We start from the raw sequence: 17,364 nt of genomic DNA on the forward strand, positions 1-17,364 counted from the left end.
CCTGGAGTTACCGAACGCCTACTACCGGGCGTTGAAGTACTTCGCCTCCGGGTGGTGGATGACGATGGCGTCGGTGGACTGCTCCGGGTGGAGCTGGAACTCCTCGGAGAGCTCGACGCCGATCCGCTCCGGCTGCAGGAGGTCGGCGATCTTCGCGCGGTCCTCCAGGTCGGGGCAGGCCCCGTAGCCCAGGGAGAAGCGCGCACCCCGGTACTTGAGCGCGAACATGTCCTCGACGTCGTCGGGGTCCTCGCCGCCGAAGCCCAGCTCGGCGCGCACCCGGGCGTGCCAGTACTCGGCCAGCGCCTCGGCCAACTGGACGGACAGGCCGTGCAGTTCGAGGTAGTCGCGGTAGGAGTTGGCCTCGAACAGCTCGGCGGTGGCGGCGCCGATCCTGGAGCCGACGGTGACGACCTGCAGGCCGACGACGTCGGTCTCGCCGGACTCCTCGGGGCGGAAGTAGTCCGCCAGGCACAGCCGCCGGCCGCGGCGCTGGCGCGGGAAGGTGAAGCGGGTGCGCTCGGTGCCGTCCTCGTGCAGCAGGATCAGGTCCTCGCCCTTGGACACGCACGGGAAGTAGCCGTGCACGACGGCGGCTTCCAGCAGGTTCTCGGTCTGCAGCTTGTCGAGCCAGCCGCGCAGCCGGGGGCGGCCCTCGGTCTCCACCAGCTCCTCATACGTCGGACCTTCGCCGGTACGCGCCTGCTTCAGGCCCCACTGGCCCTTGAACAGCGCGCCCTCGTCCAGCCAGGAGGCGTACTCCTTGAGCTGGATGCCCTTGATGACGCGGGTGCCCCAGAACGGCGGGGTGGGTACGGGGTTGTCGACGGCGACGTCGGAGCGCGCCGCGCCCTCGGGCTCCTGGACCTCCAGGACGGCGGTGTCCCGCTTGGGGACCCGGCGCTGCTTGAGCTCGGGCAGGGCGGCGCCCGGTACGCCGCGCTTGACGGCGATCAGGGCGTCCATCAGCCGCAGGCCCTCGAAGGCGTCCCGGGCGTAGCGGACCTCGCCCTCGTAGATCTCGTGGAGGTCCTGCTCGACGTAGGCGCGGGTGAGGGCCGCGCCGCCCAGGATGACGGGGAAGTCGGCCGCCATCTTGCGCTGGTTGAGCTCCTCCAGGTTCTCCTTCATGATCACCGTGGACTTGACCAGGAGTCCGGACATCCCGATGACATCGGCCTTGTGCTCCTCGGCGGCCTCCAGGATGGCCGAGACCGGCTGCTTGATGCCGAGGTTGACGACGTTGTAGCCGTTGTTGGACAGGATGATGTCGACGAGGTTCTTGCCGATGTCGTGGACGTCGCCGCGGACGGTGGCCAGCACGATGGTGCCCTTGCCCTCGTCGTCGGACTTCTCCATGTGCGGCTCCAGGTGTGCCACCGCGGTCTTCATGACCTCGGCGGACTGCAGCACGAACGGCAGCTGCATCTGCCCGGAGCCGAACAGCTCGCCGACGACCTTCATGCCCTCCAGGAGGGTGTCGTTGACGATGTCGAGCGCGGGCCGGTCCCGCAGGGCCTCGTCGAGGTCGGCCTCCAGGCCGTTCTTCTCGCCGTCGATGATGCGCCGCTGGAGCCGCTCGTCCAGGGGGAGGGCGGCCAGCTCCTCGGCCTTGCCCGCCTTGAGGGACTTGGCGGTGGCGCCCTCGAACAGCTCCATCAGCTTCTGGAGCGGGTCGTAGCCCTCGCTGCGGCGGTCGTAGACCAGGTCGAGGGCGGTCTTGACCTGCTCCTCCTCCAGCCGGGCGATCGGCAGGATCTTCGAGGCGTGCACGATGGCCGAATCCAGGCCGGCCTTGACGCACTCGTCGAGGAAGACGGAGTTGAGCACGATGCGGGCGGCCGGGTTGAGGCCGAAGGAGATGTTCGACAGCCCCAGGGTGGTCTGCACCTCGGGGTGGCGCTTCTTCAGCTCCCGGATGGCCTCGATGGTGTGGATGCCGTCCTTGCGGGACTCCTCCTGGCCCGTGCAGATGGTGAAGGTCAGGCAGTCGATGAGGATGTCGCACTCACGGATGCCCCAGTTGCCGGTCAGGTCGCCGATCAGCCGCTCGGCCACGGCCACCTTGTGCTCGACGCTGCGGGCCTGGCCCTCCTCGTCGATGGTCAGCGCGATCAGCGCCGCGCCGTGCTCGGCGGCCAGCGCGGTGACCTTCGCGAAGCGCGACTCGGGGCCGTCGCCGTCCTCGTAGTTGACGGAGTTGATCACCGCGCGGCCGCCGAGCTTCTCCAGGCCGGCCTGGATGACGTTCAGCTCGGTGGAGTCCAGCACGATGGGCAGGGTGGAGGCGGTGGCGAACCGCCCGGCCAGCTCCTCCATGTCGGCGACGCCGTCCCGGCCGACGTAGTCGACGCAGAGGTCGAGCATGTGGGCGCCCTCGCGGATCTGGTCGCGGGCCATCTCCACGCAGTCGTCCCAGCGGCCCGCCAGCATCGCCTCGCGGAACTTCTTCGAGCCGTTGGCGTTGGTGCGCTCGCCGATCGCCATGTACGAGGTGTCCTGGCGGAAGGGCACGCTCTGGTAGAGCGAGGCGGCACCCGGCTCGGGGCGCACCTGGCGGGTCGACGGGGTGACGCCGCGCACCCGCTCGACGACCTGCCGCAGATGCTCCGGCGTCGTACCGCAGCAGCCGCCGACCAGCGAGAGGCCGTAGTCGGCGACGAACGTCTCCTGGGCGTCGGCCAGCTCGCCGGGCGTCAGGGGGTAGTGGGCGCCGTTCTTGCCCAGCACCGGCAGGCCCGCGTTGGGCATGCAGGCGAGCGGGATGCGCGAGTTGCGGGACAGGTAGCGCAGGTGCTCGCTCATCTCGGCCGGGCCGGTGGCGCAGTTCAGGCCGATCATGTCGATGCCCAGCGGCTCCAGCGCGGTCAGCGCGGCGCCGATCTCGGAGCCGAGGAGCATGGTGCCGGTGGTCTCGACGGTGACCGAGCAGATCACCGGGAGGTGGGTCCCGGTCGCCTCCAGGGCGCGGCGGGCGCCCAGGATGGCGGCCTTGGTCTGCAGCAGGTCCTGGGTGGTCTCCACGAGCAGCGCGTCCGCGCCGCCGGCGATCATGCCCTCGGCGTTCTGCTGGTAGGCGTCGCGCAGCGTGACGTAGGGGGCGTGGCCGAGAGTGGGCAGCTTGGTGCCGGGGCCCATGGAGCCGAGGACGTAGCGCTGCTGGCCGGTGGAGGCGGTGAACTCGTCGGCGACCTCGCGGGCGATCCGGGCGCCGGACTCGGAGAGCTCGTAGACGCGCTCGGGGATGTCGTACTCCGCCAGCGCGGCGAAGTTCGCGCCGAAGGTGTTGGTCTCGACGCAGTCGACGCCGACGGCGAAGTACTCCTCGTGCACCGAGCGCACGATGTCGGGCCGGGTGACGTTGAGGATCTCGTTGCAGCCCTCCAGCTGCTGGAAGTCCTCCATGGTCGGGTCCTGCGCCTGCAGCATGGTGCCCATGGCTCCGTCGGCGACGACCACCCGCGTGGCGAGTGCCTCGCGGAGGGAATCGACGCGGGACGTGCTGATGGGCGATGGCGTGTTCGAGGCCATGGAGATGCTCCCGTGGTTGCGACGGCTGTCGGCTTTGCACCCTCCTTGAGAGGGCGCACCCGGCCAGCGTAGCTGCCGGTCCGGTACACGTGTTCCCCGTTTCACGCCGTGGACAGCACGACACCACCCCCCTGTCGTGCACTATCCGCGATCGTTGGCAGACTCCGGTTCGCTCACAAAGAACAGCAGGTTCGCTGACTGAAGTCGGCATGGGCCGATATCGTTCAGCATTGTCGAACCGCATACTTCGGAGGTTGCCCGATGGCACGGACCATCCAGTCGCTCGAGCGCGCCGCCGCGATGCTGCGGCTGCTCGCAGGAGGGGAGCGGCGGCTGGGGCTGTCCGACATCTCCTCCTCCCTGGGACTGGCCAAGGGCACCGCCCACGGGATTCTGCGCACGCTACAGCAGGAGGGCTTCGTCGAACAGGACGCCGTCTCGGGCCGCTATCAGCTGGGCGCGGAGCTGCTGCGGCTGGGCAACAGCTACCTGGACGTGCACGAGCTGCGAGCCCGCGCCCTGGTGTGGACCGACGACCTGGCCCGCTCCAGTGGCGAGGCGGTCTACCTGGGCGTGCTGCACCAGCAGGGCGCGCTGATCGTGCACCACGTCTTCCGCCCGGACGACAGCCGGCAGGTGCTGGAGGTGGGGGCGATGCATCCGCTGCACAGCACGGCGCTGGGCAAGGTGCTCTCCGCGTACGACCCGGTGGCGCACAGCGAGGTGGTCGAGGCGGACCGGGACGCGTTCACGCCGCGCACGGTGACCGGGCTGGGCGACTTCGAGGGCCTGCTGGACCTGACCCGGGCGCGCGGCTGGGCCGCGGACGTGGAGGAGACCTGGGAGGGGGTGGCCTCGGTGGCCGCGCCGATCCACGACCGGCGGCGGATGCCGGTGGGCGCGGTGGGCGTCACGGGCGCGGTGGAACGGCTGTGCCGCGAGGGCGAGCTGCGGCCGGAAATCGTCGCTGCCGTGAGGGATTGCGCACGCGCGGTGTCCCGTGATCTTGGCGCAGGGCGATTCTGATCGGTTTTGCCCGTTAAGTTCACCTAAGTTTTTGGCCAACGAACCCTTGACGGGGTTCTTACGGTGAACAAAACTGCCGTTCGTCGGTCGGCATTGTCGAACACCTAACGACAATATTCGCTATGGTGAGCATTGCCGCGGGACCGACCACCGCCCTCTCGGAGGGTGCGGACCACCGGAGGGACCCGGGGTTCGCCTTCCCCTGGACGAAGGACAAAGGAGTCGCCGGTGTCCAGCTCCGACATCTTCATCAGCGAGACCATCGGTACCGCTGTACTGCTTTTGATGGGTGGCGGCGTCTGCGCCGCCGTTACGTTCAAGCGCTCCAAGGCGTTCAACGCCGGATGGGTCGCCATCACCTTCGGGTGGGGCTTCGCCGTCATCACGGGTGCCTACATCGCCGCGAAGTCCGGCGCACACCTCAACCCCGCCGTCACGATCGGTCTCGCCATCAAGGGCGGCATCGAGTGGAGCCAGGTGCCGGTCTACCTGGCCGGCGAGCTGCTCGGCGCCATGATCGGCGCGGTGCTGATGTGGATCGTCTACTACGGACAGTTCCGGGCGCATCTGACCGACCCCGAGGTGCTGGCGGACCACTCCAGCGAGGAGGGCCTGGTCGACCCGAAGGCCGCTCCCAAGGCGGGCCCGGTGCTCGGCATCTTCTCCACCGGCCCCGAGATCCGCAATGTCGCACAGAACCTGGCCACCGAGATCATCGCCACCGTCGTGCTGGTGCTCTCGATCCTCACGCTCGGCCTGAGCGACAACGGCAAGGGCGTCGGCACCATCGGCACGCTGATCGTGGCGCTGGTCGTCGTCGGCATCGGTCTGTCGCTGGGCGGTCCGACCGGTTACGCCATCAACCCGGTCCGCGACCTCGGTCCGCGCATCGTGCACGCGCTGCTGCCGCTGCCGAACAAGGGCGGTTCAGACTGGGGCTACGCCTGGATTCCGGTCGTCGGCCCGCTGATCGGTGGAGCCATCGCCGGAGGCATCTACCAGTTGGCGTTCGCCTGAGCCTCCCGACCGCCCCGCCGCCCGCACAGACTTCTTGGAGCACACCATGAGCGACACCCACAGCACCTCCTCGCACGGGCACGGCCCGTTCATCGCGGCCATCGACCAGGGCACGACCTCCAGCCGCTGCATCGTCTTCGACAAGGACGGCCGGATCGTTTCGGTCGACCAGAAGGAGCACGAGCAGATCTTCCCGAAGCCGGGCTGGGTCGAGCACGACGCCGCGGAGATCTGGACCAACGTCCAGCAGGTCGTCGACAGCGCCGTCGAGAAGGCGGGCATCACCGCCGCCGACGTCAAGGCCATCGGCATCACCAACCAGCGCGAGACCACCGTCCTTTGGGACAAGAACACCGGTGAGCCGGTCCACAACGCCATCGTCTGGCAGGACACCCGCACCGACGCGCTCTGCAAGGAGCTCGGCCGCAACGTCGGCCAGGACCGCTTCCGCCGGGAGACCGGTCTGCCGCTGGCGTCGTACTTCGCCGGCCCGAAGATCCGCTGGCTGCTCGACAACGTCGAGGGCCTGCGCGAGCGCGCCGAGCGCGGCGAGATCCTCTTCGGCACCATGGACTCCTGGGTCATCTGGAACCTCACCGGCGGCGTCGACGGCGGCCACCACGTCACCGACGTCACCAACGCCTCGCGCACCATGCTGATGAACCTGCACACGCTGGCGTGGGACGAGAAGATCCTTCAGTCGATGGACATTCCGGCCGCCGTGCTGCCGGAGATCAGGTCCTCGGCCGAGGTCTACGGCCACAGCGCCAGCGGTGTGCTCGCCGGTGTCCCGGTGGCCTCCGCGCTCGGCGACCAGCAGGCCGCGCTCTTCGGCCAGACCTGCTTCGACCAGGGCGAGGCCAAGTCCACGTACGGCACCGGCACCTTCATGCTGATGAACACCGGGCACGAGCCGGTCAACTCCTACAACGGGCTGCTGACGACGGTCGGTTACCGCATCGGCGACGAGCAGCCGGTCTACGCCCTGGAAGGCTCCATCGCCGTCACCGGCTCGCTGGTGCAGTGGATGCGCGACCAGATGGGGCTCATCAACAGCGCGGCCGAGATCGAGACCCTCGCCAGCACGGTCGAGGACAACGGCGGCGCCTACTTCGTCCCGGCCTTCTCCGGCCTGTTCGCCCCCTACTGGCGCTCGGACGCGCGCGGTGTCATCGCGGGCCTGACCCGCTACGTCACCAAGGCGCACATCGCGCGTGCCGTGCTCGAGGCCACCGCCTGGCAGACCCGCGAGATCACCGACGCCATGACCAAGGACTCCGGCGTCGACCTGACCGCGCTCAAGGTCGACGGCGGTATGACCTCCAACAACCTGCTGATGCAGACGATCTCGGACTTCCTGGACGCCCCCGTGGTGCGCCCGATGGTCGCCGAGACCACCTGTCTCGGCGCTGCCTATGCGGCCGGACTGGCCGTCGGCTTCTGGTCCAGCACCGACGAACTGCGCGCCAACTGGCGCCGGGCCGCCGAATGGACCCCCCGCATGGAAGCGGCCACCCGTGACCGCGAATACAAGAGCTGGCTCAAGGCGGTCGAGCGGACCATGGGCTGGCTCGACGACGACGAGAGCTGACAAGGAGCACATCATGAGCACCCTGCAGAGCGTCCCGGCACTTGGGACGCACCCGGCCCACGGTTCGAACGCGAGCCGCGCCGAAACCCGGGAGCAGCTGTCCAAGGCGACGTACGACCTCCTGGTGATCGGCGGCGGCATCCTGGGCATCTCCACTGCCTGGCACGCCGCACAGGCCGGGCTGCGGGTGGCCCTGGTGGACGCCGGCGACTTCGCCGGCGCCACCTCCTCCGCCTCCTCCAAGCTGCTGCACGGCGGTCTGCGCTACCTGCAGACCGGAGCGGTCAAGCTGGTGGCGGAGAACCACTTCGAGCGGCGTGCGGTGTCCCGCGAGGTCGCACCGCACCTCGCCAACCCCCTGACCTTCTACCTGCCGGTCTACAAGGGCGGCCCGCACGGCGCGGCCAAGCTCGGCGCGGGCGTCTTCGCCTACTCCGCGCTCTCCGCGTTCGGCGACGGCGTCGGCCACGTGATATCCGCGGCCAAGGCGCAGCGCGACGTTCCGGAGCTGCGTACGGACAACCTCAAGGCCGTGGCCGTGTACGGCGACGACCAGATGAACGACTCCCGGATGGCCCTGATGACCGTCCGTGCGGCGGTCGCGGCCGGCGCCACGGTCCTCAACCACGCCGAGGTGAGCGGACTGCGCTTCACCCAGGGCCGGGTCACCGGCGCGGAGCTCAAGGACCGGCTGGACGGCCAGGAGTTCGGCGTCAACGCCCGCCTGGTGCTCAACGCCACCGGCCCGTGGGTGGACCACCTGCGCAAGATGGAGGACCCCAACGCGGCCCCCTCCATCCGCCTGTCGAAGGGCGCGCACCTGGTCCTCAAGCGCACCTCCCCCTGGAAGGCGGCGCTGGCGACCCCGATCGACAAGTACCGCATCACCTTCGCCCTCCCCTGGGAGGACATGCTGCTGCTGGGCACCACGGACGAGGAGTACGAGGGCGACCCGGCGGACGTCGCGGTCAACGAGAAGGACACCGCCCAGATCCTGGACGAGGCCGCCTTCTCCATCCGCGACCAGCAGCTGTCCCGTGACCTGATCACCTACTCCTTCGCGGGTCTGCGGGTGCTGCCCGGTGGCCCGGGCGACACCTCCAAGGCCAAGCGCGAGACGGTCGTCACCGAGGGCAGCGGCGGCATGCTGTCGGTCGCCGGCGGCAAGTGGACGACCTTCCGGCACATCGGCCGTACGGTCATGAACAAGCTCGCCGAGCTGCCCGGCCACCCCCTGGCCGACGACATGGAGCCGATCGCGCGGCTGCCGAAGAAGCTCCCGCTGCCCGGTATCGCCAACCCCAACGCGGTCGCGCACCGGCTGCTCGTCGACGGCGGCACGCCGGGTCCGCGGATGGCCCCGGAGACCGCGCGGCACCTGGCCACCCACTACGGTTCGCTGTCCTTCGACATCGCCCGGCTGGCGAACGAGAACCCGGCGCTGGCCGAGCGCATCCACCCGGACGCGCCGGAGATCTGGGCGCAGGTCGCCTACGCCCGGGACAACGAGTGGGCCGAGACGGTCGACGACGTGCTGCGCCGCCGTACGACCCTGATGATCCGCGGTCTGGACACGGAGGACGTCCGGGCCAAGGTCAAGGACATGCTGGCGGGCTGACGCCGGCGGCGGGCGGACATCGGCGGCCGACGGGCGGCCGATGTCCGCCCGGGCGTTGCACGCCGAGTGACGGTGGGGCGGTCCACGGGGCCGCCCCACCGTCGTTTTCGCATGTCGTCGCAGGTGGGACGGGGTGAGGGGCACCGGCGTGCGGTGACTGTCAGTGGCTGCTGCCATGATGTGCACCGGAAACATCAACGGGGGGATGGCGATGGCTCGTCGACGATGGCGGCGCGCGGGGAAGTGGACGGCCTGGGCGCTAGCCGTGCTGGTCGTGCTGCCGGTGACGCTGGCGGTGACGGCGCTGCGCGCCCAGTACGCGGGGGCGGCCGCCCCGGAGACCACGACGCGTGGCCGGGACGCCTTCTGGCTCGGGCACGCCTGGGTGGACGGGCGGCGGGACGCCTCCGACGTGGCGGCGCTGCGGCGGCGGATCGAGGGCACCGGAATCCGTGATCTGTACGTGCACGCCGGGCCGTTGGAGCACGACGGCACCCTGCCGCCGGCCCGCAAGGCCTACCCGCGGGCGCGGTGGCTGATCGCCGCGGTGCACCGCGAGCTGCCGTCGGTGCGGGTGCACGCCTGGCTCGGCGACCGGCTGGTGTACGAGAAGGGCAAGCGGGGCGGGCTGCGGCTGGCGGACGCCTCGGCCCGCGCGGCGATCGTGGCCAGCGCCCGCCAAGTGCTGTCGGACGGCTTCGCCGGGGTCCATCTGGACGTGGAGCCGCTGCACTCCGACAACCCCGACTATCTGCGGCTGCTGGACCGGCTCGGGCCCGCCGTCCACGACCGGGGCGGGATCCTGTCCGTGGCGGTCCATCAGATCGATCCGCTGCCGGACCTGCACAAGGTCACCGGGGCGGTGACCGGCCACCCCAAGTGGATATCCCAGCGGTTCTTCGGCCAGGTGGCGCGCCGCGTCGACCAGATCGCGCTGATGTCGTACGACACCGCCCTGCCGACCGAGGGTCTGTACGGCGGCTATGTGGCGCAGCAGACCCGGCTGGCGCTGGAGGCGACCGGGCCGGGCACCGATCTGCTGATGGGGTTGCCGTTCTTCCACACCGACGACATGGGCCATCACGCGTCGGCGGAGACGGTGCGGGCCGCGGTGCGGGGTATACGCCTGGGGCTGAGCCGCGAGGATCCGGGCCGCCGGCGGTTCGGTACCGCGCTGTACGTCGATTTCACGGCCACGGACGAGGACTGGGCGGCGTACGAGAGCGGCTGGGGGCGGCGCGGCAGGCCATAATGGGCCAGACATCGGATGTCTGAGCGGGATATCCGTGCGGTCGTCCGCAAAGGCGCCCGTGCGGACGCCCGTGCGGAGACGAACGGGGAGGTCGGCATGGCGGTCACCGACGAGGCCATCGAGAAGATCAAGGGAATGATCGTCTCCGGCGCGCTGCGGCCCGGCGACCGGCTGCCGAAGGAGAGCGAGCTGGCCGCCGAGCTCGGCCTGTCCCGCAACTCGCTGCGCGAGGCGGTGCGCGCGCTCTCCCTCATCCGCATCCTGGACGTCCGCCAGGGCGACGGCACCTACGTCACCAGCCTCGACCCGCAACTCCTGCTGGAGGCGATGAGTTTCGTGGTGGACTTCCACCGCGACGACACGGTGCTGGAGTTCCTCGCCGTCCGCCGGATCCTGGAACCGGCCGCCACGGCGATGGCGGCCGGCCGGATCGCGGCGGAGGAACTGGACGTGCTCCAGGCCCAGTTGGACGCGCTGGGGCCGGACCCTTCGGTCGAGGACCTGGTCGCCTGCGATCTGGAGTTCCACCGCGGGATCGTCGCGGCGTCCGGCAACTCCGTGCTCTGCTCCCTGCTGGACGGGCTGTCCGGGCCGACCACCCGGGCCAGGATCTGGCGCGGGCTGACCCAGAAGGACGCGGTGGCCCGCACCCTCACCGAGCACCGCGCCATCCTCGGCGCGCTGCGCGACCAGGACGCGGAGGCGGCGCGGGCCTGGGCCACGGTGCATATCGCCAGCGTGGAGCAGTGGCTGCGGGCGTCGTTGCGACCGGCGTCCGACGCGTGAGCCGACCGCCCGGTCCGCACGGGCCGCGCGGCCGCGTCAGACCGCGAATCCCCCGTCCACCGCGATCGACGCACCCGTGATGTAGCGGCCGCCCTCGCCCGCCAGATGGGCCACGGTCGCCGCGACGTCCTCGGCCCGGCCGTAGGCGCCCAGCGCGGTCAGTCCGGCCTGCAGCTCCGCGCTGTCGCCGTCGGCCGGGTTCATGTCGGTGTCGATGGGGCCGGGGTGCACGAGGTTGGCGGTGATGCCCCGCGGGCCGAGCTCCTTGGCCAGGGTCTTGGTGAGGCCGGTGAGCGCGGCCTTGCTGGTGGCGTAGAGGGTGCCGCCGGGGAAGGCGACCCGCTCCGCCATGCAGCTGCCGATGGAGATGATCCGCCCGCCCTCGGCCAGATGCGCGGCCGCGGCCTGCGCCGCGAGGAACGGCGCCCGGACGTTGGTGCGCAGCACCCGGTCGACGTCCTCCAGCGAGATCCCCTCGAACGGCCCGAGCACACCGACGCCCGCGTTGTTCACCAGGATGTCCAGCCGCCCGAACCGCTCGACGGCGCCGGCCACCGAGGCCCACACCTCCCCCGCGTCACCGCTGTCGGCCCGTACCGCCCAGGCCCGCCCGCCGGACCGCTCGATCTCCTTGACGACCTGTTCGGCCCGGTCCGCCCGGCTCACGTACGTCAGGGCCACGGCCGCCCCGTCGGCGGCCAGCCGCAGCGCGATCGCCTCGCCGATCCCCCGGCTGCCGCCGGTCACCAGCGCCACCTTGCCGGCGAGCGGCCGGCTGCCGCCCTGCGCCGCCGCGGTCTTCGTCTGCGTCCTCACATGCCCCGTCATCGTCGTCACCCGTCGCCTTCGTCTCGGTCGGTGGAGTCGTCCGGCGCCCGTGGACCCGTAGGTCCTTCGGGGCGCCGCGCTCTCCGGTACGACTCGATCCTGCGGCCCGGCCGGATCCGAAGCCGGCGGAAACCGGACGGCGACGCGACGGCCCGCGGCGCCCGGCGCCCGCGCCCCGGCCGCGGGTCCGCCCCTCCCCCGCGGCTATGCCCCAGCGACCCCGTACACCCGCCCCGCCGTCCCCCCGAAGACCGCCGAGCGCTCCGCCGCGTCGAGCCGGCAGGTGGCCGACTCCGCGAGCGCGATGACGTCCTCGTAGCCGGCGGCCAGCGTGCAGACCGGCCAGTCGGAGCCGAACATCACCCGGTCGGGGCCGAACGCCTCCAGCACATGCCGGGCGTAGGGCAGGATCTGCTGCGGCCGCCAGGCGTCCCAGTCGGCCTCGGTGACCAGCCCGGACAGTTTGCAGCTGACGTTCGCCGGCCCGGCCAGCGCGCTGATCGCATCCGCCCACGGCTGCCAGTCCCCCCGCGCCACGGCCGGTTTCGCGGCATGGTCCAGGACGAAGGACAGCTGCGGCAGCGCGCGTACGGCGGTGTGCGCCGCCGGCATCTCGCGCGGGGTGACCAGCAGGTCGTAGACGAGTCCGGCGTCGGCCAGCGCACCCAGGCCGCGCAGCACCTCGGGGCGGGTGAGCCAGTCGGGGTCCGGTTCGTCCTGGACCTGGTGCCGGATGCCGACCAGACCGGCGGGCGACGCCGCGAGGACCTCGCCGAGCGCCGGATCGGTCAGATCGGCCCAGCCGACGACGCCCGCCACCGGCCCCTGGTCCGCCCCGATGGCGAGCAGTTCGGCGGTCTCCTCGTACGAGGACGACGACTGGACCAGGATGGTGCCGCCGACGCCGTGCTCGGTCAGATGCGGGGTGAGGTCGCTCAGTGCGTAGCTGCGGCGGATCGGGTCGGCCCAGGGCCCGTCCATCCAGGGCTGCTCGCGCCGGGTGAGGTCCCACAGGTGGTGATGGGCGTCGATACGCATCAGGGGCGCGCTCCGAGGTCGGCGTCACTCGTTCAGGGGCAGCGGCAGATCGGGGTCGAGCAGGCCGCGGGCGACGAGCGTAGGCCACAGCTCGTCGGGGATCTCCCGGGCGAACAGGGCCGCGTTCTCGGCCGTCTCCCGGGGTGTGGCGGCGCCGACGACGGCCGCGGCCACGGCGGGGTGCCCGAAGGGGAAGCGGAGTGCGGCGGCCTTCAGCGGTACCCCGAACCGGTGGCAGACCGCGGCGAGTCGACGTGCCCGATCGAGCAGTCGGGCGGGCGCGGGGGCGTAGTCGTACGGTGCGCCGGGTGACGGGTCGGCGAGCAGGCCGGAGTTGTAGACGCCGCCGACGACCACCGAGGTGCCGCGGCGTGCGCACACCGGCAGCAGATCGTCGAAGGCGGTGCGCTCCAGCAGCGTCCAGCGGCCGGCGCAGAGCACCACGTCCACATCGAGGTCGGCGACCAGACGGGCCAGTACTCCGCTGTGGTTCATGCCGAACCCGATGGCGCGCACGGTCCCCTGCGCGCGCAGCTCGGCGAGGGCCGGGAAGCCGGTCTCGTACACCTCGCGCAGATGGTCCTCGACGTCGTGCAGATAGACGATGTCGACGGCGTCCACGCCGAGCCGCTCCAGGGACGCCTCCAGCGTGGCGCGGATGCCGTCCCGGGTGAAGTCCCATGCACGAGCCCGGGCGGGGGTGTCGACGAAGCCCTCGCCGGCCGCCTCCTCGCCCGGCGCGAGCGGCCGCAGCCGGCGGCCGACCTTGGTGGAGAGGGTGTACGAGGCGCGGTCGTGGCCCCGTAGCGCGCGGCCGAGCCGCTCCTCGGACAGGCCGAGGCCGTAGTGGGGTGCGGTGTCGAAGTAGCGGGCGCCGGCGGCGAGGGCGGTGCGTACGACGTCCTGGGCCTGCTCCTCGGCAACGGCGCGGTAGAGGTTGCCGAGCGGTGCGCAGCCCAGGCCCAGGGGCGGGACGCGGACGCCGGAGTGCCCCAGCTCCCTCGGTCCGTGCGGTGGACAGCGCATGGTGAAGTCGCCCCTCAGTCCTGCTTCTCGCCGCCGGTGAAGCGGGAGACGACCAGCGCGACGATGATGATCATGCCGTTGAGGAACTGGGTCCACAGCGGGGGCACGCCGCCCAGCGTCATGACGTTGATGACGAGTTGAAGGGTCAGGACGCCGGTCAGCGCGCCGAAGAGGGTGCCCCGGCCGCCCTTGAGGCTGATGCCGCCGATCACCGCGGCGGCGAACACCTGGAAGATCCAGCCGTTGCCCTGGCTCGCGGAGACCGCGCCGTAGTGCCCGGTGTAGAGGATGCCGGCGAAGGCGGCGAGCACCCCGCCGACGGCCAGCACGATCCAGGTGATCCGGTCCACCCGTACGCCGGCCGCGCGGGCCGCCTCCGGATTGCCGCCGATCGCGTACAGCGCCCGGCCGTGCCGGAGGTAGCCCAGGGCCGCGCCGCCCAGCGCGAAGAGGGCCAGGCAGATCCAGACGGCGGCCGGGACGCCCAGCCAGTCGGCCTTGCCCAGGTAGGCGAAGGACTCCGGGACGTCGCCGATCGACCGGCCCTCGGAGATGCCCACTTGCAGGCCGCGCAGCATGGTGAGCATGCCGAGGGTGGCGATGAATCCGTTGACCCGGAGGGTGAGGATGAGGAAACCGTTGGCGGCGCCGACGGCCGCGCCCACGGCCAGGCACAGCGGGATCGCCGTCCAGGCGGGGAGCAGCTCCAGCCCGGCGAACCGGGCGCCGTGCGCGGGCATCACCAGCCACAGCGCGAGCACCGGCGCCAGGCCGATGGTGGACTCCAGCGACAGGTCCATCCGCCCGCTGATCAGGACGAGCGCCTCGCCGAGCACCAGCAGGCCCAGCTCCGTGGACTGCTGGACGACGCCGATGAGGTTGTCCCGGGTCAGGAACGCCGGCGAGACGATGAAGCCGATGACGCCCAGTACGAGGATCACCGGCACCAGGGAGAGGTCCCGCCAGCGGGCCGGATCGATCCGGGGCCGGCGGCGCGCCGGCGCGGGGTCCAGCACGTCGCCGGCCGGTGGCGAGGCGGTCTCGGTCATGGCGCGGTCCCTTCCGTGTCCTGGGTGGTGCCGTCCTCGGTGGTCCGCCGGTCGCCGTCGCCTCGCACGCCCTCCATGGCGGCGACCAGTTCGTGGTCGTGCCAGCCGCGGCCGAACTCGGCGGTCACCCGGCCGTGGAACACGGCCAGCACCCGGTCGCAGACCCGCAGGTCGTCCAGCTCGTCGGAGACCAGCAGGGCGCCGCTGCCGCCGTCCGCGACCTCCCGTACGACGCCCAGCAGCGCGTCCTTGGACTTGACGTCCACCCCGTTGGTGGGCCGGACGGCGACCAGCACCACCGGGTCGCGGGCCAGCGCACGGGCGATCACGACCTTCTGCTGATTGCCGCCGGAGAGCCCGGACACCGGCTGGCCGGGTCCGGTCGTCTTGATGTCCAGCGAGGCGATCATCCGGCGGGCGAACTCGCGGGTCCTGGAGGGCAGTACGGTCCCCAGCGGCCCCAGCTGGTCGGCGACGGTCAGGGTGGCGTTCTCGGCGACGCTGCGCCCCGGGACGAGCCCCTCGCGGTGCCGGTCCTCGGGGACGTAGCCGATGCCCGCGTCGAGGGCGTGCGGCACGCTGCCCGTACGGACCGGGCGTCCGCGCACCGCGATCCGTCCGCCGTCGGGGGCCCGCAGCCCGGCAAGGGTCTCGCCGATCGCGGTGTTCCCGCTGGCCGCGGCGCCCGCGAGCCCGACCACCTCGCCGGCCCGTACGGTCAGGTCCAGCGGCGCGAAGTGCCCCTCCAGCGCGAGCCCTTCGGTGCGCAGCACCGGCTCCCCGGCACCGCGCCCGGCCGTCCGCGGCCGGTGCGCCGCGCCCGCGGCCTCCCCCGTCATCGCCGCCACCAGCTCGTCCTTCGCCAGCTGCCGGACCGGGGCGGTCAGCACATGCCGGGCGTCACGGAAGACGGTGACCGTGTCGCACAGCTCGTAGACCTCCTGCAGATGGTGCGAGATGAACACGAACGCCACCCCCTGGGCACGCAGGGAGCGCAGCTTGCCGAAGAGGCGGTCGATGCCGCCGGCGTCGAGGCGGGCGGTGGGCTCGTCGAGGACGATCAGCCGGGCGCCGAAGGACAGCGCGCGGGCGATCTCGACGAACTGCCGCTGCTCGACGCCGAGTTCCCGGATCCGGGCGGCCGGGTCGGCCGCCACGCCGTACTCGGCGAGCAGCCGGCCGGCCCGCTCGCGCAGCGCCCGCCAGCGGATGATCCGCTCGCCCTGGTAGCGGCCCAGGTAGAGGTTCTCCGCGACGGTCAGGTCCGGCACGGTCATCGACCTCTGGTAGACGCAGGCGACCTTGCGCTGCCAGGCGGCGGTGTCGCCCCAGCCGGGCGCCGGCCGGCCGCCGAAGGTGACCTGTCCGGCCTCCGGGCGCTGCATGCCGGTCAGCACGGACACCAGGGTGGACTTGCCGGCGCCGTTGCGGCCGACGAGGGCGTGCGCCTCGCCGGGCCGTACGGTCAGGTGGGCACCGTCGAGGGCGACGGTGGGGCCGTAGCGCTTGACGATTCCCTCGGCGTGCACGGCCGCCGGCCGGTCGTGGGTCGCGGCGGCCACTACTTCTTCTTCTCCAGCTGATTGGCCCACAGCTTCTTGTCGTCGACGTTGTCCTTGGTGACCAGGGGCGCCGGCAGTTGGTCCTCCAGCCCGTTCCCGATCTTCACGATGGTGGAGCCGTGGCCGGTCGGTCCCGGTGTGAAGGTCTTGCCTTGCAGCCCGGCCCTGGCGTAGTACAGCGCGTACTTGGCGTAGAGGTCGGCGGGCTGGGAGAGGGTGGCGTCGATCGTGCCGGCACGGATCGCGTCCAGCTCGTCCGGTATGCCGTCGTTGGAGACGATGGTGATGTGCCCGTCGGTGCCGGCCGGCTTCAGGAGCCTCTTCTGCTCCAGGAGGGCGAGGACGGGCTTGAGGAAGGCGCCGCCGGCCTGGAGGTAGACGCCGTCGATGTCGGGGTGCTGGGCGAGCAGGCTCTGCAGCTTGGCGGAGGCGACCTCGCCCTTCCAGTCGGTGGCCAGCTCATGCACGGTGATCTTGGGGAACCTCCGCTGCATACAGGACGCGAACGCCGCTGAGCGGTCCCGCCCGTTGATGGAGCTGAGGTCGCCCTGGAGTTCGGCGACCCGGCCCCTGCCGCCGAGCCGCCTGCCGAGGTACTCGCAGGACTTCTCCCCGTAGGCGCGGTTGTCGGCGCGGACGACCATGTAGACCCTGCCCTCGTCGGGGCGGGTGTCCACGCTCACCACGGGGATCTTCTTCTCCTCCAGGCGCCGCAGTTCGGCGGCGATGGCCCCGGTGTCCTGCGGGGCCATCACGATCGCCTTGGCGCCCTGGTCGGTCAGCGCCTGGACGTTGGAGACGACCTTGGCGATGTCGTTCTGCGAGTTGGACAGCGGCAGCGCGGCCGGGCCGCCGTGGTCCAGGTCCTTTTCGAGGTACTGCTGGTAGGAGTTCCAGAAGTCGGTGTCGGTACGGGGCATGTCGATGCCGATCCTGCCGCCCGCGGTGTCGGCGCCGCGGTTGCAGCCGGCGAGTGCGGCGGTGGCCAGCAGCGCGGCAGCGGCCGCCGCGCCGGTCGTACGCAGTCTCATGGGTGGTCC

General features: G+C 71.5%; 13 protein-coding genes. 6 read left to right on the top strand and 7 right to left on the bottom strand.

Annotation, left to right across the window (positions count from 1 at the left end):
• Window positions 1-21 precede the first annotated feature (21 nt).
• On the bottom strand, window positions 22-3,531 hold the full coding sequence (metH, locus tag WAB15_RS09285) for a methionine synthase (protein ID WP_407285928.1): 3,510 nt from the start codon (window positions 3,529-3,531) through the stop codon (window positions 22-24).
• 261 nt (window positions 3,532-3,792) lie between these two features.
• Here metH and WAB15_RS09290 point away from each other — a divergent pair, with 261 nt between their 5' ends.
• The 6 genes from WAB15_RS09290 (at window position 3,793) to WAB15_RS09315 (ending at window position 10,821) form a co-directional block, all read left to right on the top strand.
• Window positions 3,793-4,557, top strand: coding sequence for an IclR family transcriptional regulator (locus WAB15_RS09290; protein ID WP_399144320.1), 765 nt, complete (start codon window positions 3,793-3,795; stop codon window positions 4,555-4,557).
• A 228-nt stretch (window positions 4,558-4,785) separates the two neighbouring features.
• Window positions 4,786-5,574 (top strand): MIP/aquaporin family protein, encoded by a 789-nt coding sequence (locus WAB15_RS09295; protein ID WP_399144321.1) that lies wholly within the window; start codon window positions 4,786-4,788, stop codon window positions 5,572-5,574.
• Window positions 5,575-5,620: 46 nt separating this feature from the next.
• Window positions 5,621-7,165 carry a glycerol kinase GlpK gene (gene glpK / locus WAB15_RS09300; RefSeq protein ID WP_399144322.1) on the top strand — a complete coding sequence of 515 codons (1,545 nt, stop codon included), beginning with the start codon at window positions 5,621-5,623 and terminating at the stop codon, window positions 7,163-7,165.
• A 13-nt stretch (window positions 7,166-7,178) separates the two neighbouring features.
• Window positions 7,179-8,783, top strand: coding sequence for an FAD-dependent oxidoreductase (locus WAB15_RS09305; protein ID WP_399144323.1), 1,605 nt, complete (start codon window positions 7,179-7,181; stop codon window positions 8,781-8,783).
• A 211-nt stretch (window positions 8,784-8,994) separates the two neighbouring features.
• Window positions 8,995-10,035, top strand: coding sequence for a hypothetical protein (locus WAB15_RS09310; RefSeq protein WP_407285929.1), 1,041 nt, complete (start codon window positions 8,995-8,997; stop codon window positions 10,033-10,035).
• 96 nt (window positions 10,036-10,131) lie between these two features.
• Window positions 10,132-10,821, top strand: a complete 690-nt coding sequence (locus tag WAB15_RS09315) for a FadR/GntR family transcriptional regulator (RefSeq protein ID WP_399144525.1) — start codon at window positions 10,132-10,134, stop codon at window positions 10,819-10,821.
• Window positions 10,822-10,857: 36 nt separating this feature from the next.
• Here WAB15_RS09315 and WAB15_RS09320 read toward each other — a convergent pair whose 3' ends face one another.
• From WAB15_RS09320 to WAB15_RS09345, 6 genes are all read right to left on the bottom strand, one after another.
• Complete coding sequence (locus WAB15_RS09320; RefSeq protein WP_407285930.1) at window positions 10,858-11,649, bottom strand: SDR family oxidoreductase; 792 nt, start codon at window positions 11,647-11,649, stop codon at window positions 10,858-10,860.
• A gap of 204 nt (window positions 11,650-11,853) precedes the next feature.
• Window positions 11,854-12,687, bottom strand: coding sequence for an amidohydrolase family protein (locus tag WAB15_RS09325; RefSeq protein WP_399144326.1), 834 nt, complete (start codon window positions 12,685-12,687; stop codon window positions 11,854-11,856).
• A gap of 24 nt (window positions 12,688-12,711) precedes the next feature.
• Complete coding sequence (locus WAB15_RS09330) at window positions 12,712-13,713, bottom strand: aldo/keto reductase (RefSeq protein WP_399144327.1); 1,002 nt, start codon at window positions 13,711-13,713, stop codon at window positions 12,712-12,714.
• Window positions 13,714-13,727: 14 nt separating this feature from the next.
• Complete coding sequence (locus tag WAB15_RS09335; protein WP_399144328.1) at window positions 13,728-14,762, bottom strand: ABC transporter permease; 1,035 nt, start codon at window positions 14,760-14,762, stop codon at window positions 13,728-13,730.
• Complete coding sequence (locus tag WAB15_RS09340; protein WP_407285931.1) at window positions 14,759-16,324, bottom strand: sugar ABC transporter ATP-binding protein; 1,566 nt, start codon at window positions 16,322-16,324, stop codon at window positions 14,759-14,761. Before WAB15_RS09340 ends, WAB15_RS09335 begins: the two co-directional genes overlap by 4 nt.
• Window positions 16,324-17,355 carry a sugar ABC transporter substrate-binding protein gene (locus WAB15_RS09345; RefSeq protein ID WP_407285932.1) on the bottom strand — a complete coding sequence of 344 codons (1,032 nt, stop codon included), beginning with the start codon at window positions 17,353-17,355 and terminating at the stop codon, window positions 16,324-16,326. Before WAB15_RS09345 ends, WAB15_RS09340 begins: the two co-directional genes overlap by 1 nt.
• Window positions 17,356-17,364: the final 9 nt, after the last annotated feature.

Source organism: Streptomyces sirii (genome assembly GCF_045690365.1).
Taxonomy (GTDB): Bacteria; Actinomycetota; Actinomycetes; order Streptomycetales; family Streptomycetaceae; genus Streptomyces; species Streptomyces sirii.

What these genes read in the sequence shown, in the direction of transcription:
- WAB15_RS09315 (WP_399144525.1), top strand. Translation starts at nt 10,132, where the DNA reads ATGGCGGTCACCGACGAGGCCATCGAGAAGATCAAGGGAATGATCGTC.
- glpK (WP_399144322.1), top strand. Translation starts at nt 5,621, where the DNA reads ATGAGCGACACCCACAGCACCTCCTCGCACGGGCACGGCCCGTTCATC.
- WAB15_RS09305 (WP_399144323.1), top strand. Translation starts at nt 7,179, where the DNA reads ATGAGCACCCTGCAGAGCGTCCCGGCACTTGGGACGCACCCGGCCCAC.
- metH (WP_407285928.1), bottom strand. Translation starts at nt 3,531, where the DNA reads ATGGCCTCGAACACGCCATCGCCCATCAGCACGTCCCGCGTCGATTCC.
- WAB15_RS09335 (WP_399144328.1), bottom strand. Translation starts at nt 14,762, where the DNA reads ATGACCGAGACCGCCTCGCCACCGGCCGGCGACGTGCTGGACCCCGCG.
- WAB15_RS09325 (WP_399144326.1), bottom strand. Translation starts at nt 12,687, where the DNA reads ATGCGTATCGACGCCCATCACCACCTGTGGGACCTCACCCGGCGCGAG.
- WAB15_RS09345 (WP_407285932.1), bottom strand. Translation starts at nt 17,355, where the DNA reads ATGAGACTGCGTACGACCGGCGCGGCGGCCGCTGCCGCGCTGCTGGCC.
- WAB15_RS09310 (WP_407285929.1), top strand. Translation starts at nt 8,995, where the DNA reads ATGGCTCGTCGACGATGGCGGCGCGCGGGGAAGTGGACGGCCTGGGCG.
- WAB15_RS09290 (WP_399144320.1), top strand. Translation starts at nt 3,793, where the DNA reads ATGGCACGGACCATCCAGTCGCTCGAGCGCGCCGCCGCGATGCTGCGG.
- WAB15_RS09330 (WP_399144327.1), bottom strand. Translation starts at nt 13,713, where the DNA reads ATGCGCTGTCCACCGCACGGACCGAGGGAGCTGGGGCACTCCGGCGTC.
- WAB15_RS09320 (WP_407285930.1), bottom strand. Translation starts at nt 11,649, where the DNA reads ATGACGGGGCATGTGAGGACGCAGACGAAGACCGCGGCGGCGCAGGGC.